We start from the raw sequence: 233 nt of genomic DNA on the forward strand, positions 1-233 counted from the left end.
TACCGCTCAGGCCAAAGATAAGATGGATGCGTGGCTGTCAGGCCCGAATGCCAAAAAAATCGAAGTGGTGATTGCCAACAACGATGCGATGGCGATGGGTGCGGTTGAAGCGCTGAAAGCGCACAACATGACCTCAATTCCGGTCTTTGGCGTCGATGCACTGCCAGAAGCGCTGGCGCTGGTGAAATCCGGTGCGCTGGCCGGTACCGTGCTGAACGATGCGGAAAACCAGG

The 233-nt window shown here is 56.7% G+C and carries 1 protein-coding gene; it reads left to right on the plus strand.

Features of this window, described 5'->3' with window-relative positions; genetic code table 11:
• A partial coding sequence (locus SB765_RS33985; protein WP_410933078.1) for a substrate-binding domain-containing protein occupies window positions 1-233 on the plus strand: 233 nt, incomplete at both ends.

This window comes from Pseudomonas sp. SIMBA_067, from assembly GCF_046534675.1.
GTDB lineage: Bacteria > Pseudomonadota > Gammaproteobacteria > Pseudomonadales > Pseudomonadaceae > Aquipseudomonas > Aquipseudomonas putida.